This is a genomic window from Streptomyces albiflavescens (assembly GCF_014645835.1).
Lineage (GTDB): Bacteria > Actinomycetota > Actinomycetes > Streptomycetales > Streptomycetaceae > Streptomyces > Streptomyces albiflavescens.
Genome location: NZ_BMMM01000002.1, coordinates 618,825 through 637,785, shown reverse-complemented (window position 1 = coordinate 637,785; position 18,961 = coordinate 618,825). Strand labels below are relative to the sequence as shown.

Below are 18,961 nucleotides of genomic sequence, written 5' to 3'. Positions count from 1 at the left end.
CTGAACAATATTCAAATATTACTTCGCGTAACGGACGCTAAGGGACAACACAAAGACCTTGTTGCCCTTTGATAACAACGCAATAACTCAAACCTCGTACCCATCGGTATGGCTCGACCTAGAGTGCGGCTTCGGGACCGCTTCCCCGAACCGTTGGGAGTAACCCCCCCCATGAACCCTCGCCGCAACAACAGCTCGGTACCCCGACCGGGCCGCTCGGCCTACGGGGCGCTGACGGCTGCCGCTCTGTTGCTCATACCCATGGTCGTGCTGGTCGGAGGCGACGGCCTGCGCGACTTTCTCAACTTCGGCGCCGGCGTGCTGTCGCTGGTCGCCCTCACGTGCTCCGTGGTGTGGGGCCTCGTCGCCACCGACCGGCTGTTCCTCAACACGCGTCAGCGGCTGGTCGCCCAGGCCGTGCACAGGACGACCGCCGTCTCCTCGGTCGCCTTCCTCCTGTTGCACATCACGGTCAAGCTGGCCCTCGACCACACCACTCTGGTCGCCGCGCTGATCCCCTTCGGACTCGGTCTCACGGGCACCAACGGCCTTATCGGTTTCGGCTCCCTGGCCGGCCTGCTCATGATCTTCACGGCCATCACCGGCGCGCTGCGCAGCGCCTTCGCGTCCCCCGCGCCGGTCGCGGCACGCTGGCGGGCCGTGCACATGCTGGCGTATCCGGCCTGGTGCCTCGCCCTGGTGCACGGCCTGTACGCGGGACGTCCCGCGAAGACGTACGTCACGGTGCTCTACAGCCTCTGCCTGGTCGCCGTGATGGGCGCCCTGGCGCTGCGCTCGGCCTCCGGCCCCGTCAAGCGCAAGGTCGCCGACCGGATCCTGGCGATCATCGGAGAGAACAACAGCCCCGGCGCCCGCGTCCGCGAAGAGCTGGAGGCATCCCGTGCCGCCGCCGCGGACTCCCCGCTGCCGGGCTTCGCCGCACGCTCCGCCCAGACTCAGTCCGTGGGGGACTCGTTCGTGCCCCCGCAGCGCACCCAGTCCCCTTCGCCGCTGTACGAGGCCGCACCCGACCCGGCGACCACGGGCAGTGTGCCCGGCTTCGCGGCCGCCTACCGGGCGGTGTCCGGCGGGGCGTCCGGCGCGGACAACTACGGTCCCGCCCCGACCGAGCGCTTCCAGATGCCCATGGACATGCAGCCCACCGAGTCGTTCCCGCGCGTCGACGGCAGCAGCACATCGGGCAGCTGGCCCATCCCCTCCCCGCCCCCCGTCGGCGAGGCGCCCCAATCGGCGTACGACCCCCTCAACGACACGGGATACAACATCCCTGTCTATGACAATTCGGCCGCCAATGCCTACGGCACGAGTGACGTGTACGACACCGGTGAGACGAATCCCGCCTACGGCACGTACAACACCAACGACACGTACGACAGCGGTCCCACGACTGACGTACTGCCGGGCGCCTTCGACGCTCCTGGCTCCGGTGAACCATGGAACGCCCCTTCCGGAGGCTTTTAAGTGAACGAGGCCCTGCCCGACGTACCGGAGGTCCGCGTCGTCGGGCTTCCGCAGCTCACGTCGGGCTTCGACCTGGTTGAAAGACTGGATCTCCCCATGCACCTCAAGGTGCACGGGCCGCTCGAACCCATGGGCGGCGAGCAGCTCGCGGGCCTCGCCGAGGCGATCTCCCTGAAGGGTCGCGGCGGGGCGGGCTTCCCCTTCGCCAAGAAGCTGCGCTCGGTCGCCGAGTCGGCCATCAAGAAGGGCATCCGCCCCGTGGTGGTCGTCAACGGAAGTGAGGACGAACCCGCCTGCCGCAAGGACACGGTGCTCATCAACCGTGCCCCGCACCTCATCCTGGACGGCGCCCTGCTGGCCGCGGAGGCCATGGGCGCGCGCACTTTGGTGATCGGCGTGACACGCGAGTCCACCCAGCGGTCCATGGAAGCCGCGCTGGCCGAACGCGGGCTGAGCAACCGGCGCGGATCGCCGCTTCGCGCGCGCGTGCAGCGCAACCCGGTGCGCATGGTCACCGGAGCGGCGGCCTCGCTGATCCGCTCCATCGACGGCGGCCCGGCCATCCCGCCCGGCCGCAAGATCAGCGCTTCGCAGAGCGGCGTCGGCGGCGCGCCCACGCTGCTGTCCAACGCCGAGACGTTCGCCCAGCTGGCCGTCGCCGCGCGCATTGGCCCCGACCGCTACCGCAACACCGGCCTGTACGACGAGCCCGGCACCGTCATGCTCACCGTCTCCGGCGCGGTCGCCCGCCCCATGGTGATCGAGGTACCGACCGGCGTACCGCTGCGCTACGTGCTCCAGCTCGCCGGCGCCCCGCCCATGCCGCAGGGCGTGCTGACCGGCGGCTACCACGGCAAGTGGCTGGACGCGGCGGCGGTCAACGAGGCGATCGTCTCGCGCAACTCCCTGGACGCCGTGGGCGGTGCGCTCGGCGCGGGCGCGATCCTCCCGATCAGCCAGCAGACGTGCCCGTTGGGCGAGTCGCTGCGGGTGGCGCAGTGGCTGGCCGAGGAGAGCGCCGGGCAGTGCGGTCCCTGCTACCTGGGTCTGCCCGCCGCGGCGCGCGGCCTGGAGGACATCCTCAACGGCGGCGGCCCGGCAGCCCTGGAGGCCGTGAAGCAGGTCGCCAAGGCCGTGAAGCGGCGCGGCGCCTGCTCGCACCCGGACGGCTCGGCGATGTTCATCGAGTCGACCATCAAGGCGTTCACGGACGACCTGGCCGCGCACGTCCTCGGCAACGGCTGCGGAAGGCCCGTGGAGGGCGTTCTGCCGCTCTTCGAGGGCGGCCAGGTCCCGACAGGCATCCCGGGCGGCCAGGGACAGCAGGAGGCCGGTCCCAGCCGCCAGAAGATCTACGTCGACTGGACGTTGTGCCGTGGGCACGGGCTGTGCGCCGACATCCTGCCGGAGGTCTTCGAACTGGGCGCCGACGGCTTCCCGACCGTCGCGCAGGCGCAGGTGCCCCGGTACGCGGAGGCGAAGGCCCTGCGCGCCGTGCGTCGCTGCCCGGCGCTCGCGCTGCGCATCGAGGAGGACACCCGCTCCTCCACCCCGGCGCGCAACAACCTGCCGGTCCTCTCCCAGGGGCGCGGCCGCCGGGCGCTCGGCAGCGGCCGCTGAACACGAAGAAGCGGGCCACCCTGATCGGGTGGCCCGCTTTCAACATCTGTGGAGCTAAGGAGAATTGAACTCCTGACCTCCTGCATGCCATGCAGGCGCTCTACCAACTGAGCTATAGCCCCTCGCGGCCACGCGGCGGAGCCGCATGTTGACCGTGTCGCCCGGTTTCCCCGGCGGCGACGCCAACATTACACGGTCCTCCGGGTGCACCACCAAATCGTTTCCGTCCCGCACGGACAATACGGACATGCGGGATAGTGTCGGCCTTCGTGACCGTGATCGCGCTCCCTCGTGTCCGCCGCCGCGCACCCGTCGCTCTGGCGGTGTGCCTGCTGTCGTTCGCGGTCTTCTGGTGCGCACAACGGGCCGCGCACGTGTCGATGATCGACCTGATGGTGTACCGCGCGGAGGGCGAGACCGTCCGCGCGGGCGGCGACCTTTACGCGCTGCGCACGACCGAGGCCCATCTGCCCACCACCTACCCGCCGTTCGCGGCGCTCCTGTTCGCACCGCTGACGCTGCTGGACACTGCGGCCATGCGCACCCTGGCGACGGCCGGGAACCTGGCTCTCCTTGTGGTGTTCGTGGCCCTCTCACTGCGACTCGTCGGCCACGCGCGCGTGGAGTGCGTCTGGTGGGTCGCCGCAGCCGCCGTGTGGTGCGAGCCGGTGTGGACGACGCTGCGGTACGGCCAGATCAATCTGCTGGTCGCCGTGCTGGTGCTGTGGGACCTGTCACGGCGCCCCGGGCACCGCTGCGCCGGGGTGGGCATCGGGATCGCGGCGGCGATCAAGCTGACACCCGCGCTCTTCGCGGTGTTCCTGCTGGTCACCGGCGTCGTGGAGTACACAAGGCGGGGTTCCGGCGGGCCGTGGCTGCGGCACGCGCGGGGGGCCGCCGCCACGTTCGCCGGGGCGACGCTGCTGGCGGCGGCGGCCCTGCCGTACGACTCCTGGCACTTTTGGACCCGCATGGTCTTCGCGGCGGGCCGGGTCGGGCTCGTCGAGGACACCGCGAACCAGTCGCTGCGCGGCGTCCTGGCCCGACTGCTGCACACCACGGAGCCCGGCGTCTGGTGGGGCGCGACGGCGGCCCTGGCGGGCGTCGTGGGCCTCGCGATCGCCGTGGCCGCCGAGCTGCGTGGGCGGCGCGCCTGGGCGACGACCTCCTGCGCGGTGACGGCGCTGCTGGTGAGTCCGGTGTCGTGGTCGCACCACTGGGTGTGGTGCGTGCCGATGGTGCTGGTCCTCGTGGCGACGAGCCGGACGGCCGCAGCCTGCACGGCCCTGGCCTTCTGCACGTACGCGCTGTGGTGGGTGCCGCACGGTACGGGCCGGCTCGAACTGCACCAGGACGGCGTCGAGTTGACGCTGTCCGCCCTCTACGCAGGAGCCGGTTTCGCCTTCCTGGCCCTCGTCGGGGTCAGGCTGTGGCGAACGAGTAGAAGCGCTTGAGCGTGCAGTGCTCGTCGAGCAGCCGGCCGTAGATCGGCTCGCCCTCCAGCTCGCGGTACGTCTCGATCGGGTCGCCTTTTATGATCAGCGCCCGCGCGCACTCCTCGCACCAGTACTGGTAGTCGTGGTTGACCGGTTCCATGTCGCGGACGATCGGCGTACCACTGCCGCACCAATCGCACTTCCGCCTGTGTGCACCCATCGATCAGCTCCAGCTGTGGCCGCAGGCCGTGCACACGTAGGAGATCCCGCCGTTGTCGCCGAGGACCTGGGCGACGTGGACCGATCCGCAGGAAGGGCAGTTGAGAAAAGTGGCTTTTTTCCGTTTCGGTGCCACTTCGAGGAGAATGTCGACCTCCTCGAGGATGCTCGCAGGCATCGCTTCTCCCTCCCGTCGGGCCGCGCCCCCTTCCGGCCGTTTGATTCTGCCACGGCCGGAGCAATACGGTCAGCGACGCCTTCGTACCAGTCCGGACACGGCACCCGACGTGGCCGTCGCGGCCAGCGCATACGTGCACGTGAGGAGCGCATCCGCAGAGGTATACGCCCCGGGGGCCCCAAGTGACTCAAGCCGGTTGAAGAAGAGTGTGCCGAAGGCCGCGACACCGATCAGCTGACCGAGCTGGGTCACGGTCGCGAGCAGTCCGCTGGCATCCGCCGCGTCCTCGGGTCGCACCGTGGCCAGAGCCCTGGTGAGCGTGGGGCTGAAGCCGAGCGCGAGCCCGGCACCCACGCCCGCGAACGCCACGTAGAGCCACGGACCGCCGTCGCCCCCGCCCTTCAGTACGCCGCCGACCCCGGCCACGGAGACGGCCGCGAGCGCGAACCCGATCGGTATCAGGCCCCGCTGCCAGGAAGCGGGCCAGTTGCGCCAGGTCAGACCGACCAGACCGAAGACCGCCGCGGTGGGTGCGAAGGTGAGCCCCGCGCGCAGGGCGCTGTAGCCGAGGCCGCCCTGGATGTGCAGGGTGAGCGCGAACAGAAAGCCCGCGTTGACCGCCATCACGGCCAGAAGCCGGAACACCGCGAGGCCGACGCCGGGGTGGCGCAGCACCCTCGGCGCGATCAGCGGCACCCCGCCGCGCCGGGCCAGCCGGGACTCGTACAGACAGAACAGGGCGAAGAACACCGTGGCCGATCCCAGCGACAGCCAGGACCACAGCGGCCAGTCCTCCTCCTGTCCGAGCACGAGCGGCACGGTGAAGAGGGAGACGGCGGCGGCCAGCAGCACGAGCCCCGGCAGGTCGAGGCCGCGCGAGCGCTCAAGGGCCGATACGTCGTCCCGCGGCAGTACGCGGCTGCCGACGGCCAGGAGTACGACGCCCACGGGGACGTTGACCAGGAACACCGGCCGCCAGCCGGTGCCGAACAGGTCGGCGCTGACCAGAATGCCGCCCAGCACCTGTCCGGCCGCAGCGCCGGTGGCGAGGACGGCCGCGTAGGCGCCGAGGGCGCGGGCCCGTGCCTCGCCGGTGAAGTTGCGCTGGATCAGGCTGAGCACCTGCGGGATCATGACGGCCGATCCGGCGCCCTGGACCAGACGGAAGGCGATCAACTCCCCTGTTCCCCGGGCGAGTCCGCAGGCCAACGAGGCGGCGGTGAACAGTGCGAGCCCGGCCAGATGGACCCGGCGGTGGCCGATCCGGTCGCCCAGCCGCGCTCCGGTGATCAGCAGCACGGCGTACGAGATGGAGTATCCGGCGACCACCAGTTGGAGTCCGGCGCCGGACGCGTGGAGTTCGGAACCGATCGTGGGCACCGCGACGTTCACGATGAAGACATCGAGCAATGCCATGAACTGGGCCGCGAGCACGACCGCGAGCAGCCGTCCGGGCCGATTGTCAGTGCCGGGGTCTTTACTGGTCTCAGGACTTGGACCGCGTGCGGGACCTGTTCCCGCGGGGGTTGTCGTCGTCATGCCGTCGAGCGTGACGGCGGCCGGATACGGGTAACGAGAGCCCGCCGATGCTGGTACTGACAGCACCTGGCAGCGGACGGGTACGGCACGGACGATGAGTGACGGGGGATGTGAAGCCGATGAACACGACACAGCGCCGCAGGCCGGAGCTGGCCGCCTTTCTGCGCAACAGGCGGGCGCGGGTGACACCGGCCGACGTAGGAATGCCGCCGGGCTTGCGGCGCCGTACGCCGGGGCTGCGCCGCGAGGAGGTCGCACAACTCTCCGGCGTCGGCGTCACTTGGTACACATGGCTCGAGCAGGGGCGCCCGATCAACGCGTCCGCGCAGGTCCTGGACGCGGTGGCGCGTACGCTGCGCCTCGACCAGCCGGAGCGCGAGCATCTGTATCACCTGGCCGAGGTGCCGTACGAGGTGGATCCTCCCGTCGCCGCGCGAGCCATCGGCCCTGAGGTCCAGGGCGTCCTCGACGCCCTCGACCCGCATCCGGCAGTGGTCTACAACGCGCGGTTCGACATTCTCGCCACCAACTGCGCCTACCGCGATGTGTTCTTCACGTCCCAGACCCTCAACACGAGGGTGCACAACGCACTGTGGACGCTGTTCACCGTGCCCGAGCAGGACTGCCCACTCGTGTTCCGGGAGAGCGAGCTTCCGGTGATGGTGGCGACCCTGCGTTCGTGCTACGGACTGCATGCCGGCGAGCCCGCCTGGGAGGACTTCATACGCAGGCTGTCGAAGGCCAGCCCGCTCTTCGCCCGGCTGTGGCGCAACGGCGATGTGGCGCCGCCTGGTCCACGGGTGAAGACGTTCCGGCATGCGGCGGTCGGTGAGATGCGGATGACGTCGGTCTCGCTGTCGATCCACGGCATGCCGGAGTGCCGGATCGTGGTCTACCAACCGGACGACGAGGAGACGCGCCTGCGATCGCGGCGATTGCGGGATCTACGGGCAACCGCGGCCACGACCTCGGCCACAACCTCGGCAACGACTTCGGCAACGACTTCGGCAACGACTTCGGCAACGAAAAATCCCGCTCCCTGACGGGAGCGGGATCCTTCACCACTGATCTTTGACAACTCAAAAGAGAGTCATTCTGTGGAGCTAAGGAGAATTGAACTCCTGACCTCCTGCATGCCATGCAGGCGCTCTACCAACTGAGCTATAGCCCCTTGCGTTCTTCCCGCCCGGCGGGGCGAACAAGAAGAACTTTAGCCTGCGACCAGCCGGAAAGTGAAATCCGGTCCCGTCGGGCCCGCGGGACCGGACAGAGGGCCGCTCAGTCGTCGTCGCCGAGCACCGGCTCCGGCAGCGTGCCGGCGTTGTGCTCCAGGAGGCGCCAGCCGCGAGCGCCCTCACCGAGAACGGACCAGCAGCAGTTGGAGAGGCCACCGAGACTCTCCCAGTGCTGGGACTCCAGGCCGAGCAGACGGCCGATGGTGGTGCGGATCGTGCCGCCGTGGCTGACCACCACGAGGCTGCCGTCCTCGGGGAGCTTCTCCGCGTGCCGCAGCACCACGGGGGCGGCGCGGTCGGCGACCTCGGTCTCCAGTTCGCCACCGCCTCGGCGCACCGGCTCGCCCCGCTTCCAGGCGGAGTACTGGTCGCCGTACCGGGCGATGATCTCCTCGTGCGTCAGCCCCTGCCAGACGCCCGCGTAGGTCTCCCGCAGGCCCTCGTCGTGGGTGACGTCGAGGCCGGTGAGGACGGACAGCTCAGCGGCCGTGTTCGCGGCGCGCTGGAGGTCCGAGGCGACGATCGCGTCGGGCTTCAGCGAGGCGAGCAGCCGGGCGGCGCGGCGGGCCTGGCCCACGCCGGTCTCGGTGAGCTCGACGTCCGTGGTGCCCTGGAAGCGGCGCTCCACATTCCAGGAGGTCTGGCCGTGCCGCCAGAGGATGATGCGGCGGCCCCGGCCCGGCTTCATCCCGGCCTCGGCGCTCACCGCAGCTCCCCCAGTTCGGCGGAGTCCTCCTCGGCCTGGAGCTTGGCGTGCTCGGCTGCCTTGCCGCGGGTGGCCTTGGCGTCGGCGGGCAGGTCCAGCTCCGGGCAGTCCTTCCACAGCCGCTCCAGAGCGTAGAAGACACGCTCCTCGCTGTGCTGCACGTGCACCACGATGTCGACGTAGTCGAGCAGGACCCAGCGGGCCTCGCGGTCGCCCTCGCGGCGCACCGGCTTGACGCCGAGCTCCTTGCTCAGCCGCTCCTCGATCTCGTCGACGATCGACTTGACCTGGCGGTCACTGGGCGCGGACGCCAGCAGGAAGGCGTCGGTGATGGTGAGCACGTCGCTGACGTCGTAGGCGATGATGTCGTGCGCGAGCTTGTCTGCGGCCGCCTGTGCGGCGGTGTTGATGAGCTCGATGGAGCGGTCCGTGGCGGTCACTACGCGGCTTTCCGTCGGCGGTCAGTAATGACTCCAGGGTCTCACGGACCGCCGACGACACCCCACGCGTTTCTTCGGCCCCGCCCCGGGCCCTCCCGGGACGTGGCGTCCGTCACCCCGTCGAGCCGCTGCTCACCTTGTAGTCCTGGCCCAGGACCACGGACACATCCGCGTTGGACGTGGCCTTGCCCTTCTTCACACTGCTCGTGGGCAGGCCCAGGGTCTTGGCGACCTCGACCGCGTCGTTCTTCTTGGCGGCGTCGGCATATGTGATCTGGGACACACTCTGGGCGGCGGTGGCGGTGCCTGAGTCGAGGAAGGTGTAGCCGCCGTTGACCAGGACGACGCGGGCCTGCTCGGCGGCGGCCTTGTTGCCAGTGGCGTTCCTGATGCCGACGCGGACGTCGGCGCCGGCGTCGGGGCTCTTCGCGGTACCGCCGAGCACGTCCTTGACCACGCTGTCGGAGGCGCTCTCGCTCAGGGTGCCGTCCTGCTGCACGGGCAGCAGCGCGGTCTTGTAGTCGCCGCCCTTGGCGAGGTCGGCGAGCTTGGCGAGGAAGGCGCCGAGGTCCTGGTCGGTCAGGGACGGATCGAGGATCTGCGCCAGGGTCTCCACAGTGGTGGTCGCGGCCTGCTTGTCGGAGGACAGCTTGCGCAGCACGCCCTGCATGACCTGACCGAACCGCTCCAACTGCGCGTTCTGGGACTCGCCGGAGGCCCGGTAGGTGGCGTAGACGACGGCCATCTTGCCGCTGAGGGTCTGCTCCTCGCCCTTCTTCACGAGGGGCGACTCGCCCTTCTTCTTCGCATCGGGGTCCGGCACATTGGCGTTGGTGGTGATGTCGATATTGCCCACCAGCTCGACAAGGTTGTTGAGGTAGGGGGTGTCGAGGCGCCAGGTGCCCTGGATGTTGGTCCCGAGCACCGTGTCGATCGCGTCCTGGGTCCCGGAGGAGCCGTCGTCGTCGACGGACTTGGCGAGCGTGGTCGTCGAGCCGTCGTCACCCGTCAGGGCAAGGGAGTTGGGCAGCAGAACGGTAGTGCCCTGCTTGGTGGTGGTGTTGTCGACGAGCAGCGCCGTGGAGGTGTCGCCACCCTTGGTGTTGTGCAGGTGGACCACGATCACGTCGCGGTTCTGGGCGCCCACAGCGGTCGCCGTACCGGACTTGCCGTTCGAGGACGTGCCGGGCAGCTTGCCCGCATACCAGAGGTAGCCGACGCCGCCGACCGCGACCAGAGCGAGCACCACGACCAGGGCGACGACCCGGCTGCGCGCGCGGCGCCGGGCCTCTTCGCGGCGTTCGGTGCGGTTCTCGGTGAACTTCAACCAGTCGATGACGTCTTCGGAGTCGTCCTGCTGCTCCTCGACGAAGGCGAACTGCTCGGTGCGGTAGTCCCGGTCGGCCCGAGCGGTCCGGGGTTCGCCGTCCTCGGCGGGTCCGGCCTGCTGCGGGATGTAGGCGGTCTGCTCGGCGACTCGGGGTTGCTGACCGGTACTCGCGGCGCCGGCCGGGCCGGCGGACTGCCCGTAGCGGTCGTACGCGGGCGAGGTGGTCCCGGGCGCGCCGGTGCCGTAAGGGCCGTAGGAGTCGTACGAGGGGGTGGCCGGCTGCTGACCGGTGTCATACGGCGACCCAGGCGGCTGCTGACCGGTGTCGTACGGCTGCACGGGCTGCTGCCGGCCCGTGTCGTACGGCTGCACGGGCTGCTGCTGACCGGTCGCGTACGGGTCGTAGCCGTAGCCCTGCTGCTGGGCACCGTAGGGGTCGTACCCCTGAGGCTGCTGCGGCACCTGTCCGTACACAGGCTGCCCGAACTCGTCGTAGCCGACGAGCTCGTACTGGTCGCCGCCCGAGTATCCGTCGTATCGGTCGTTCACCGGTGCCCCTCTCGGCTCACTCGCCGCGGTACAGCTCGCGCTTGTCGATGTAGCGCACCACACCGTCCGGCACCAGATACCAGACGGGATCGCCCTTGGCGACCCTCGCACGGCAGTCTGTGGACGAGATGGCGAGCGCGGGAACCTCGACGAGCGAGACACCGCCCTCGGGAAGCCCCGGATCGGTCAGCGTGTGGCCGGGCCGGGTGACCCCGATGAAGTGCGCGAGGGAGAACAGTTCTTCCGTGTACCGCCAGGTGAGGATCTGGCCGAGCGCGTCGGCGCCCGTGATGAAGAAGAGATCGGTGTCGGGGTTGAGCGCCTTCAGGTCGCGCAGGGTGTCCGTGGTGTAGGTCGGTCCGCCGCGGTCGATGTCGATGCGGCTCACCGAGAACTGGGGGTTCTCGGCGGTCGCGATGACCGTCATCAGATAGCGGTCCTCGGCCGGGGTGACCTTGCGGTCGGTCTTCTGCCACGGCTGCCCGGTCGGCACGAACACCACCTCGTCGAGGTGGAACTGCGCGGCGACCTCGCTGGCCGCCACGAGGTGGCCGTGGTGGATCGGGTCGAACGTTCCGCCCATGACGCCGAGGCGGCGCTTGCCCGGATTCGACGGGCCGTTTCCGGGACCGGTCGTCAGACGCTGCGCCGCACCGCCGTCGGCCGCGCCGTTCGCGCCACCTGTGGCGGCGCCGGCGGCGCCGCTCTCAGTGTCACTCGCCGGACCGGTAGGCATGTCCTGCTCTCCCATGCATGCAGACCCTACCGGCCCGACCTACGGGCTCCGGCCGACAGGGGCCCCGAGCGGGCCCGGTGGGGCTCAGCGGTCCCGGTTGAAGCGCGTGGTGATCCACAGCAGCAGAAGCAGGATGAAGAGGGCCCCGCCGCCGGTCAGGTACGGGCTGAGGCTCTCGTGGTTGCCGCCATTCTCGCCCTCGGCGGCGACGGTGACCAACTGTGCAGCGGTGCTGTGGAAGCTCATCTCGGCAGGACCTATCCGGTGTGGGCGGGATAAAGACGTCGGCCCATCGTATGCGGGCGCCTCCGCCACGATCACCCCGACTCCGCCGTTGGGGACACCGGTTGCGGCGCACACGCCCGGGCCGGTTGCCGCGGCCTCGCTCCATGACGCGGCGCTCAGTCGTCCCGCTTGTACCCCCGCAGCAGGAACCAGGCGGTCAGAGCCACTCCGACGACCATCACGATCAGCACGACGCGGAGCAGATTGCCCGGGCCCTGCTTGTCTGCCGCATTCGCGGCTTCGGTGAGCCAGGCGGCTGCGGGGATGTGCTCCATGGCGTACGACTCCTTCTCTGTACTGCCCGTCCACGGTATCTCCGCCTAGGCTGGGCTCTGCCTTGGGGGCACATAGGGCACTCAGACGCACATGGGGGAACACATGTCCGACGACGGCCACGAGCAGAACGGGCACGAGAACGTGCCGAGCAGGCAGCGCAGGCGCTTCGAGGGGATCTCCTCTCGGGTCTACGAACACCCCGCGGACCGCTCGGCCCTGGTGGCCCTGCGCAAGCTCAGCGGCTTCGACACCGTCTTCAAGGCGCTCAGCGGTCTGCTCCCCGAACGCAGCCTGCGGCTGCTTTTCCTGTCCGATTCGGTGCGCGTCTCGGACGCCCAGTTCGCGCACCTCAACGACATGCTGCGGGACGCCTGTTACATCCTGGACCTGGAGAAGGTCCCGCCGATGTACGTCACCCAGGACCCGCAGCCGAACGCGATGTGCATCGGCCTGGACGAGCCGATCATCGTCGTGACGACGGGGCTCGTCGAGCTGCTCGACGAGGAGGAGATGCGGGCGGTCGTCGGCCATGAGGTCGGCCACGCGCTCTCCGGCCACGCGGTCTACCGCACGATCTTGCTCTTCCTCACCAACCTCGCGCTCCGGGTCGCCTGGATCCCGCTGGGGAACCTCGCGATCATGGCGATCGTCACCGCGCTGCGCGAGTGGTTCCGCAAGTCGGAGCTGTCCGCGGACCGCGCCGGGCTCCTGGTCGGCCAGGACCTGCAGGCCTCGATGCGCGGCCTGATGAAGCTCGCGGGAGGCAATCATCTGCACGAGATGAACGTGGACGCGTTCCTCGCCCAGGCCGAGGAGTACGAGGCCGGAGGCGACCTGCGCGACTCCGTGCTCAAGATCCTCAATACCCTCCCCCGCACCCACCCCTTCACCACCGTCCGCGCGGGCGAGCTGAAGAAGTGGGCCGAGTCCCGCGACTACCAGCGGATCATGGACGGTCACTACTCCCGGCGCAGCGAGGACAAGGACACCTCGGTCTCGGACTCCTTCCGGCAGTCGGCGTCCAGCTACGCCAGCGACGTGAAGAACTCCAAGGATCCGCTGATGAAGCTGGTCAGCGACATCGCGGGCGGTGCGGGAGATCTCGGGGGCCGGGTACGGCGCGGCTTCGGCGGCTTCGCGAGCGGCGGCGGCTCCGGCAAGGACACGTCCGGCTCGCCGAAGGACGCGCCGCCGCGGGACACCGACACCCACCCGGACGACGAGAATCCCGACGGTAACGGCTGATCCGGAAACGGCCGACGGCCGACGGCCGACCGAAACCGGCCGAGCCATCGGAGACGCCGCCAGAGACGCCACCGGCAACGACTACAGCTTCGGCTGCGCGCTCGTCGCCAGCGACCCGCACAGCGCCGTCGCGCTGCCGGTGGCGTACGGGTCGGTGCCGGCCGGGCCGCCCGCCTTCGCCGTCTGTCCCGCGAGCAGTGGACGCAGTTGGTCGACGGAGTCCTCGGAGCAGGCGAGCGGCCCGGCCTGGACGTAGGAGACGACCAGCTCGGCCTGGTGCATGCGCAGGTCGTCGCGGTCGAAGCGGAAGTGCAGCTCGCGCCGGACGGTGAACAACGAGGCCTTCGCGCTCGCGTCCGAGCCCGTCGGCTTCAGCGCGTACACGAAGGTGTGGTCGGCGATGACCTCAAGGGTGTTCGAGTCGAACTCGGCGGCCTGGAGGGCGCCCTGCACACGGATCTTGTTGTCGGCGAGCTGGACCTGGGCCGCGTCGAAGCGGACCAGCCAGCCGGTCGGCGCGTGCCGGCCGTCCGCGGTCGGCCGGTCGAGGCTCTGGTCGAACTGGTCGAGCTGCTGCGGGTCGAGCAGTATCCGTACCGGCCGCGTGGCACCGCCGGTGAGCACGTCGGGGTCGAGGGACGACTCGACGAGATAGTCCTTGGCGGTGGTCAGGGCGGTGACGACCTGGCTGTCGGAGAAGTGCGCGGTGCGCCGGGAGGCGGGCAGAGTGATGCCCTCGGCGCCGATGCGGAACTGGGCGGCCGGGCTGCGCGCGTACAGATCTTCGGCGCTCTTGGAGCCGGGCACGGCGGTCTGCGGTGCCAGGGGTATGACCGTCATCCGCAGTGGCTCGGGGGGCTGGGCGGTGGGGGCCTGGTATGGGTGGCGTACGCCCATGTAGATCGCGGTGCCGAAGGCTATGGCGATCAGCAGGACGAGGATCAGGGCCTGCCGCGAGAACCCGCGCTGGAGGGCCGGGCGGCGGCGTACGGCCGGGGCGTGGTCGGCCATGCGCTCCTGCGCGGAGAATTCCTGAAGGCGGGCAGCACGGACGAACGACTCGTCGAACACGACGGATCGGTACTCGTCCTCTCCACCAGCGGGAGCGCCCTCGGGTGTCCCCTCAGGTGGGTCTCCAGGCCCGCCCATACATTCAGAGTAGGTCTCCCGGAGCTCAGGTAAACGCCCTGGTACACGACAAGTTCTGACAGGTTCTCACCAGGATCGTCACGGTGTTCGAAGGGTCGTCGGCGGCGCTGGTGTCAGGGTGTCCGGGGGACGGCCGACACCGCTGGCTGGGAGTAGTCGGCCGAAGCGGAGGGGCCGGTGCCGGTCACCTTTTCCTGGCCCTGTTCCAGGCCGGTCGAGGCGGGCGGCGGGACCTGTTCCTGGCGGCCCGAGGACGCCCCCCGGTAGACCGCCGTGAAGGCCAGGGCGACCATACCGATGCCCATCACGAGGGCGAGGATCCAGGCGACGGGCCGGTGCCAGCGGGTGTGTTTCCCATAGGGCCTGCCGTACGTCCCCGGCGCGCCGTAGCGGCCTTCCAGGACTTCGGTGTCGTCCAGATCGTCCAAGTCGGGATCGTGGCCGAAATCGCCACGGTCGTCGGGCCCGAAACCGTCCTCGTAGCGCTCGTCGTCGCCCCGTGCGCCCCGGGCGCGCGTCCTGCGCGCCTCGGCCTCGGAGGCCTCCGCGCGGGCCTGGGCGGCCGCCAGGAGTCTCTCCACGGCGGTCGGCTCGTGGATCACCGCCGCCCGTACGAAGTCCTCGTCGAAGACCACGGAGGCGAACTCTTCGTCCGCACCCCCGCGGTCGCGGTCGTCGTCGGGCTCCCAGCCGTCAGGGAACGGCGTGCCCCCCACGTCCTCCGGCACGGATCCAGAGTAGACCTGGGGGGTCATTTTGGGCAGACGGTATGGAAATTCATCCGCCTGACGAGACGCGCCTCGCGCGGACCGCGGGCCGTGCGCCGCACGCCGTGCGCCCCCGGCGCTCCGGGGCCCGCGCAGACCCGCACAGGCCGCTCCCGCACCGGCGGCTCAGCGCCGGATGTGCCCGTCCCCCGTGACGATGTACTTCGTGCTCGTGAGCTCCGGCAGCCCCATCGGCCCCCGCGCGTGCAGCTTCTGCGTGGAGATACCGATCTCGGCGCCGAAGCCGAACTGACCGCCGTCGGTGAAGCGGGTCGACGCGTTCACGGCGACCGTCGTGGAATCGACCAACTGGGTGAAGCGGCGGGCAGCCTGCTGCGATGTGGTGACGATGGCCTCGGTGTGACCCGAGGTCCACAGCCGGATGTGCTCCACGGCCTTGCCCAGCGAGTCCACGACGGCGGCGGCGATGTCGTACGAGAGGTACTCCGCCTCCCAGTCCTCGGGGGTGGCCTCGACGACGGTGGCCTTGGAGCCCTTGGCGTAGGCGAGGACACGCTCGTCGGCGTGCACGGTGACCCCGGCGTCCGCGAGGGCGTCCAGGGCGCGCGGCAGGAACTCGGGGGCGATGTCCTGGTGGACCAGGAGCGTCTCGGCGGCGTTGCAGACACTGGGCCGCTGAGCCTTGGAGTTGATCAGGATGTCGATCGCCATGTCGAGGTCGGCGTTCGCGTCGACGTACACGTGGCAGTTGCCGGTTCCGGTTTCGATGACCGGAACGATGGACTCCTGGACGACCGTGCGGATCAGCGAGGCGCCGCCGCGCGGGATGAGGACGTCGACGAGGCCGCGGGCGCGCATCAGCTCGCGTACGGACTCGCGGCCCTCGCCGGGCACGAGCTGCACGGCGTCGGCGGGCAGCCCGGCACCGCCCACGGCGTCGCGCAGGACCCGTACGAGCGCCGTGTTCGACTCGTACGCGGACGACGAGCCGCGCAGCAGGACCGCGTTTCCGGACTTCAGGCAGAGGGCGGCGGCGTCGACCGTCACGTTCGGGCGGGCCTCGTAGATGATGCCGACGACGCCGAGCGGCACGCGGACCTGGCGCAGGTCGATGCCGTTCGGGAGGGTGGAGCCACGGACGATCTCGCCGACCGGGTCGGGCAGCGCCACCACGTCACGGACGTCGGAGGCGATCGCGCGGACGCGTTCGGGCGTGAGCGTGAGCCGGTCGATGACGGTCTCGCTGGTCCCGGCCTCGCGGGCGCGCGCGATGTCCTTGGCGTTGGCGGCGACGATCTCGCTGGTACGGACCTCCAGCGCGTCCGCGATCGCGAGCAGCGCGTCGTCCTTCTCGGCCCGCGGCAGGGGCGCCAGGTCGGCGGCAGCGGCCTTCGCGCGGTAGGCGGCCTGGGTGACCGGGGACATCGAGTCGTACGGCGAGAGCGTGGTCATGAGGGAAGGGTAGTGCGCCGGGCGAGCCGGTCCACCGGCTATCCCACACCGCGAGACGGGCTCAAAAGGGGCGAACTCCGACCAGGGACCGGACGCGGACTCAAGAGGAGCGAACCCCGACGTGCGCCCGGACGCGGACTCAATGCGCTCGGACGTGGACTCAAGAGGAGCGAACCCCGACGTGCGCCCGGCGTCGGAGTCGGATGCCGACTCCGACGTCGGCTCAAAAGGGGTGCACTCCGACGGGCGTCGCCGGCAGCCGTCCGTAGCCCTCCGCGATCCGCTGGTGGTACGTCTCGCGGTCGATGACCTCCAGGCCGACGATCTCCCAGGGCGGAAGCTTGGCGGTCTGGCGGTGCTCGCCCCACAGGCGCAGTGCGACCGCCGCCGCGTCATGCAGGTCGCGGGCCTCTTCCCAGTAGCGGATCTCCGCGTGGTCGTTGGCGTACCGGCTGGTCAGCAGAAACGGGTGGTCGTGGGCGAGCTGTTCGAGACCGCGCCTGACCTCCTTCAGCGGAGCCTCATCGCCCGAGACGCTGAGCGTGACGTGCCACAGCCGGGGCTGGTCCGCCGGTTTTTCGCCCTCGTACGTGTCACCGGCCGCGACACTCGTCAGGGCCCGTTCCTCACCCGTCGCACGGGATGCGGCACCACTCGCACGAGAAGCGGCGCCACCCGCACGGGACGCGGCGCCACCCGCACGGGACGCGGTGCCACCCGCACGGGAGGCGGCACCACCGCGGGACGCCGCCGCCTCCGGGCGCACTCGTCTCACGACGGCCTCCTTCACGCAATGGTCGTACCGAATTCCGGGGTCTCCCTGCCACAAAGTTGAGCAGGTGGGGAGCCGTCGCGTGGCGCTTTTACGGAACGTCCCCCACTGGGGGCGGGGGAATCAGCCGTTTACGGATGTAGTGGACAGCTGGTGTGCGGGTGCGCACAACACCCGTCGTACGGACTCGCGGGCGCGGCGGAACGGCCGTCTTACGGATGCAGCAGTACGAGATCGTCCCTGTGTACGACCTCACGCTCGTACGCGGGGCCCAGCTCGCGCGCCAGTTCCCTGGTCGAACGGCCGATGAGCTGCGGAATCTCCTTGGCGTCGAAGTTCACCAGCCCGCGTGCGACCGCCCGGCCCGTGCTGTCGCGCAGCTCGACCGGGTCGCCCGCGGTGAACTCGCCCTCGACAGCCGCGATGCCCGCAGGCAGCAACGACTTGCGCCGTTCGACGACCGCGCGCACGGCCCCGTCGTCCAGCATGAGTGCGCCCTGCGGGGTGGAGGCGTGCTGAAGCCACAGCAGCCGGTCGGCGGACCGCTTGCCGGTGGGGTGGAAGTAGGTGCCGGTGTCCCGGCCCGCGAGGGCGTCGGCGGCATGGATGGCGCTGGTCAGCACCACCGGGATGCCCGCCGCCGCGGCGATCCGGGCCGCCTCGACCTTGGTGACCATGCCGCCGGTGCCGACACCCGCCTTGCCCGCGCTGCCGACGTCGATGCCGTCGAGGTCGGAAGGCGCACGTACTTCCGCTATCCGCGAGGTACCTGGCTTGCTGGGGTCGCCGTCGTACACGCCGTCCACGTCGGAGAGCAGGACGAGCAGATCGGCCCGTACGAGATGGGCGACGAGCGCGGCGAGCCGGTCGTTGTCGCCGAAGCGGATCTCGTCCGTGGCGACGGTGTCGTTCTCGTTGACGACCGGCAGTGCGCCCATGGCGAGGAGCTTGTCGAGGGTGCGGGAGGCGTTGCGGTGGTGGGCTCGGCGGCTGGTGTCGTCGGAGGTGAGGAGCACCTGTCCGACGCGGACGCCGTACCGGGCGCAGGAGGCGGTGTAGCGGGCGACCAGGAGGCCCTGGCCGACGCTGGCGGCGGCCTGCTGCCGGGCGAGGTCCTTGGGGCGGCGGCGCAGCCCCAGCGGCGCGAGCCCCGCGGCGATGGCGCCGGACGAGACGAGGACGATCTCCTTCTCGCCGCCGCTGCGGGCCTTGGCTAGGACGTCGACCAGGGCGTCGACCCGGTCCGCGTCGAGGCCGCCGGACGCGGTGGTCAGCGAGGAGGAGCCGACCTTGACGACGATCCGGTGGGCCCGCGCCACGGCATTTCTGTGGGCTTGCGCGAGGGCACTCGCATCGGCCCTCGCCACGGCACTCTCATGGGCCTGCGTCACGGCATTCGCATCGGCCTGCGTCACGGTCTGCCTTGCCCCTGCCACCTGCTGTGTGTCCCCTCGCGTCGATCCGGGTGCCCCGCCTGGCAATCTACGCGAAGAGGGCGGGCCGACGCCCGCCGGTCCAGTCCCCGGACGCGGCCGCCGAGGGGCGGTCGGCCATCAGCCGTCAGCCGACGGGCGGTCGGCATCG

At 70.2% G+C, this 18,961-nt stretch carries 19 protein-coding genes and 2 tRNA genes; 5 read left to right on the top strand and 16 right to left on the bottom strand.

Features of this window, described 5'->3' with window-relative positions; genetic code table 11:
- Positions 1-171: 171 nt before the first annotated feature.
- Entirely contained in the window at positions 172-1,482 is a 1,311-nt protein-coding gene (locus tag IEY95_RS07750) for a cytochrome b/b6 domain-containing protein (protein ID WP_189185116.1), read from the top strand.
- Entirely contained in the window at positions 1,483-3,102 is a 1,620-nt protein-coding gene (locus IEY95_RS07745; RefSeq protein WP_189185115.1) for an NADH-quinone oxidoreductase subunit NuoF family protein, read from the top strand. It abuts the gene before it with no gap.
- A 49-nt stretch (positions 3,103-3,151) separates the two neighbouring features.
- Here IEY95_RS07745 and IEY95_RS07740 read toward each other — a convergent pair.
- A tRNA-Ala gene (locus IEY95_RS07740) sits at positions 3,152-3,224 on the bottom strand.
- A gap of 147 nt (positions 3,225-3,371) precedes the next feature.
- On the opposite strand from IEY95_RS07740, the gene IEY95_RS07735 reads away from it, so the two are divergent.
- Positions 3,372-4,556 (top strand): glycosyltransferase 87 family protein, encoded by a 1,185-nt coding sequence (locus tag IEY95_RS07735; RefSeq protein WP_229702669.1) that lies wholly within the window; start codon positions 3,372-3,374, stop codon positions 4,554-4,556.
- Here the strand turns inward: IEY95_RS07735 and IEY95_RS07730 are convergent.
- The 3 genes from IEY95_RS07730 to IEY95_RS07720 form a co-directional block, all read right to left on the bottom strand.
- Positions 4,525-4,758, bottom strand: coding sequence for a hypothetical protein (locus IEY95_RS07730; protein WP_010986886.1), 234 nt, complete (start codon positions 4,756-4,758; stop codon positions 4,525-4,527). The two genes, IEY95_RS07735 and IEY95_RS07730, sit on opposite strands and share 32 nt — an antisense overlap.
- Positions 4,759-4,761: 3 nt before the next feature.
- Positions 4,762-4,935, bottom strand: coding sequence for a hypothetical protein (locus tag IEY95_RS07725; protein WP_189185114.1), 174 nt, complete (start codon positions 4,933-4,935; stop codon positions 4,762-4,764).
- Positions 4,936-5,004: 69 nt separating this feature from the next.
- On the bottom strand, positions 5,005-6,474 hold the full coding sequence (locus IEY95_RS07720) for an MFS transporter (protein WP_189185113.1): 1,470 nt from the start codon (positions 6,472-6,474) through the stop codon (positions 5,005-5,007).
- 119 nt (positions 6,475-6,593) lie between these two features.
- Between IEY95_RS07720 and IEY95_RS07715 the strand changes: the two genes are divergently transcribed.
- Positions 6,594-7,517, top strand: coding sequence for a helix-turn-helix transcriptional regulator (locus IEY95_RS07715; RefSeq protein WP_189185112.1), 924 nt, complete (start codon positions 6,594-6,596; stop codon positions 7,515-7,517).
- A gap of 55 nt (positions 7,518-7,572) precedes the next feature.
- Here the strand turns inward: IEY95_RS07715 and IEY95_RS07710 are convergent.
- From IEY95_RS07710 to IEY95_RS07680, 7 genes are all read right to left on the bottom strand, one after another.
- A tRNA-Ala gene (locus IEY95_RS07710) sits at positions 7,573-7,645 on the bottom strand.
- A gap of 107 nt (positions 7,646-7,752) precedes the next feature.
- On the bottom strand, positions 7,753-8,397 hold the full coding sequence (locus IEY95_RS07705) for a histidine phosphatase family protein (RefSeq protein WP_189185432.1): 645 nt from the start codon (positions 8,395-8,397) through the stop codon (positions 7,753-7,755).
- A gap of 14 nt (positions 8,398-8,411) precedes the next feature.
- Complete coding sequence (gene rsfS / locus IEY95_RS07700; protein ID WP_189185111.1) at positions 8,412-8,855, bottom strand: ribosome silencing factor; 444 nt, start codon at positions 8,853-8,855, stop codon at positions 8,412-8,414.
- A gap of 112 nt (positions 8,856-8,967) precedes the next feature.
- Positions 8,968-10,734, bottom strand: a complete 1,767-nt coding sequence (locus tag IEY95_RS07695; RefSeq protein WP_189185110.1) for an LCP family protein — start codon at positions 10,732-10,734, stop codon at positions 8,968-8,970.
- Positions 10,735-10,750: 16 nt separating this feature from the next.
- Positions 10,751-11,317: a nicotinate-nucleotide adenylyltransferase gene (gene nadD, locus IEY95_RS07690; protein ID WP_373294454.1), complete on the bottom strand. Its 567-nt coding sequence runs from the start codon at positions 11,315-11,317 to the stop codon at positions 10,751-10,753.
- A gap of 237 nt (positions 11,318-11,554) precedes the next feature.
- Entirely contained in the window at positions 11,555-11,716 is a 162-nt protein-coding gene (locus IEY95_RS07685) for a hypothetical protein (RefSeq protein ID WP_095934250.1), read from the bottom strand.
- 155 nt (positions 11,717-11,871) lie between these two features.
- Positions 11,872-12,030, bottom strand: a complete 159-nt coding sequence (locus tag IEY95_RS07680) for a hypothetical protein (protein WP_189185108.1) — start codon at positions 12,028-12,030, stop codon at positions 11,872-11,874.
- A 103-nt stretch (positions 12,031-12,133) separates the two neighbouring features.
- Between IEY95_RS07680 and IEY95_RS07675 the strand changes: the two genes are divergently transcribed.
- Positions 12,134-13,276 (top strand): M48 family metallopeptidase, encoded by a 1,143-nt coding sequence (locus IEY95_RS07675; RefSeq protein WP_189185107.1) that lies wholly within the window; start codon positions 12,134-12,136, stop codon positions 13,274-13,276.
- Positions 13,277-13,357: 81 nt separating this feature from the next.
- Here IEY95_RS07675 and IEY95_RS07670 read toward each other — a convergent pair whose 3' ends face one another.
- From IEY95_RS07670 to proB, 5 genes are all read right to left on the bottom strand, one after another.
- The gene (locus IEY95_RS07670; RefSeq protein ID WP_189185106.1) at positions 13,358-14,425 is read right to left on the bottom strand and encodes an SCO2583 family membrane protein; all 1,068 of its coding nucleotides are present in this window, start codon (positions 14,423-14,425) and stop codon (positions 13,358-13,360) included.
- Between the two features lie 113 nt (positions 14,426-14,538).
- The gene (locus IEY95_RS07665; RefSeq protein ID WP_444544759.1) at positions 14,539-15,153 is read right to left on the bottom strand and encodes an SCO2584 family spore wall biosynthesis protein; all 615 of its coding nucleotides are present in this window, start codon (positions 15,151-15,153) and stop codon (positions 14,539-14,541) included.
- Positions 15,154-15,318: 165 nt separating this feature from the next.
- The gene (locus IEY95_RS07660; protein ID WP_189185104.1) at positions 15,319-16,605 is read right to left on the bottom strand and encodes a glutamate-5-semialdehyde dehydrogenase; all 1,287 of its coding nucleotides are present in this window, start codon (positions 16,603-16,605) and stop codon (positions 15,319-15,321) included.
- Positions 16,606-16,828: 223 nt separating this feature from the next.
- Positions 16,829-17,380 (bottom strand): DUF8830 family protein, encoded by a 552-nt coding sequence (locus IEY95_RS07655; protein ID WP_189185103.1) that lies wholly within the window; start codon positions 17,378-17,380, stop codon positions 16,829-16,831.
- Positions 17,381-17,589: 209 nt separating this feature from the next.
- Positions 17,590-18,696, bottom strand: a complete 1,107-nt coding sequence (gene proB, locus IEY95_RS07650; RefSeq protein ID WP_189185102.1) for a glutamate 5-kinase — start codon at positions 18,694-18,696, stop codon at positions 17,590-17,592.
- Positions 18,697-18,961 lie beyond the last annotated feature (265 nt).

Coding starts and splice junctions, on each gene's coding strand:
- IEY95_RS07750 (WP_189185116.1), top strand. CDS start 172: ATGAACCCTCGCCGCAACAACAGCTCGGTACCCCGACCGGGCCGCTCG.
- IEY95_RS07730 (WP_010986886.1), bottom strand. CDS start 4,758: ATGGGTGCACACAGGCGGAAGTGCGATTGGTGCGGCAGTGGTACGCCG.
- IEY95_RS07725 (WP_189185114.1), bottom strand. CDS start 4,935: ATGCCTGCGAGCATCCTCGAGGAGGTCGACATTCTCCTCGAAGTGGCA.
- IEY95_RS07720 (WP_189185113.1), bottom strand. CDS start 6,474: ATGACGACGACAACCCCCGCGGGAACAGGTCCCGCACGCGGTCCAAGT.
- IEY95_RS07715 (WP_189185112.1), top strand. CDS start 6,594: ATGAACACGACACAGCGCCGCAGGCCGGAGCTGGCCGCCTTTCTGCGC.
- IEY95_RS07705 (WP_189185432.1), bottom strand. CDS start 8,397: ATGAAGCCGGGCCGGGGCCGCCGCATCATCCTCTGGCGGCACGGCCAG.
- nadD (WP_373294454.1), bottom strand. CDS start 11,317: ATGGGCGGAACGTTCGACCCGATCCACCACGGCCACCTCGTGGCGGCC.
- IEY95_RS07685 (WP_095934250.1), bottom strand. CDS start 11,716: ATGAGCTTCCACAGCACCGCTGCACAGTTGGTCACCGTCGCCGCCGAG.
- IEY95_RS07680 (WP_189185108.1), bottom strand. CDS start 12,030: ATGGAGCACATCCCCGCAGCCGCCTGGCTCACCGAAGCCGCGAATGCG.
- IEY95_RS07675 (WP_189185107.1), top strand. CDS start 12,134: ATGTCCGACGACGGCCACGAGCAGAACGGGCACGAGAACGTGCCGAGC.
- IEY95_RS07670 (WP_189185106.1), bottom strand. CDS start 14,425: ATGGGCGGGCCTGGAGACCCACCTGAGGGGACACCCGAGGGCGCTCCC.
- IEY95_RS07660 (WP_189185104.1), bottom strand. CDS start 16,605: ATGACCACGCTCTCGCCGTACGACTCGATGTCCCCGGTCACCCAGGCC.